Genomic DNA, 1123 nt, shown 5'->3' on the forward strand with positions numbered 1-1123 from the left:
CCATCGGACTGGTCGGTGGAGCGAACCTGTACGCGTACGCCAACGGTAACCCGCTCGCGGGCATCGATCCCACCGGACTCGATGCGTATCTCGTGAATCGTGAGATCGGCGGTTCTGAAGTCCGTTCCAAGTATAACCCCCTCACGCATACTTTCGTTGCTGTTCAACATCCTGATGGGTCTGTCAGCACCTATGGATGGGGCACTACGTATAACGACCAGAAGCAAGGCTTGTGGGGTACGGAAGTGCAGAATGAATGGGACCGTCTAACGGCTGCAGAGGCCATCCGTCAGGGGAAAGCTCGTCGGGTTGGTGGAAGCGACCTCGATCCCTACGTGCCGGGAGCCTACAAAGACATTTCAAAGGATCCCACGTCGTTTCATCGCTGGTTGCTGTGGAATAACTGCAAGAACGAGGCTCGGGACCTTATTCGTCGGGCCAAGCGTCTGCAAAAGAGCGACACCTCCGGGGATAATGAATGTGCAAAGTAGTTCCCAGTTATCACTTCTTCTCTGGCTGAGCGTCATCAGCATGTGCTTCTCGGCAGGCTGCAACAAGGACGAGATATCCGCTTTTCACGGAGATGGTGCTCTGCGTTATCTTCCACGTCCCGGAATTTTCGGCGCTGATGGGTATGTTCTGCAGTTTGCCCCGTTTGCTGTCTCGAACGCTTTTTCGGCACAACTCACCTTCTCGGATATTCCGGTCCGAAAGGATCCTTACTGGATATACTTGGTGCCTGACCAGAAGGCCATGTCGTTGGATTTTGGAGAGGCCTCAGTGTCTTTCTCTCTGTCAGACGGTGATGGAAGGCTTATCCTTTCAGTAACCAATAAGATCGCTGACTGGATCGAATCGAAATATCACATCAGCCCAACGGTTATCACGAGAGAGTTCCGTTTGGCACGATCCAAGAGCGACTTGGAATCGGCCAGCTTCATGCCAAAAGCAGGCGGTCGATACATGTTGAGCATCGCGTACGAGCCTTCTGCGCCACTGGCGGATAGTTCAGGCACAGCCCACTTTGAAATACGCCGTTCTGCCGGAAAGTAGATCTATGTGGGGAAGGCATTGGGGTCACATCTTCACATTGCACAATTGGCTGATTGACCTGGTGGGCGGG

Annotated in this window: 2 protein-coding genes; both read left to right on the top strand. The window is 53.5% G+C overall.

From position 1 onward, the window contains the following. Window positions 1-491 (top strand): hypothetical protein (locus QME66_13965; GenBank protein ID MDI6810047.1); only part of this gene is annotated, 491 nt, incomplete at its 5' end. Next, entirely contained in the window at window positions 481-1053 is a 573-nt protein-coding gene (locus tag QME66_13970) for a hypothetical protein (protein ID MDI6810048.1), read from the top strand. The genes QME66_13965 and QME66_13970, both read left to right, overlap by 11 nt. The last annotated feature ends 70 nt before the right edge of the window (window positions 1054-1123 follow it).

Source organism: Candidatus Eisenbacteria bacterium (genome assembly GCA_030017955.1).
GTDB lineage: Bacteria > Eisenbacteria > RBG-16-71-46 > JASEGR01 > JASEGR01 > JASEGR01.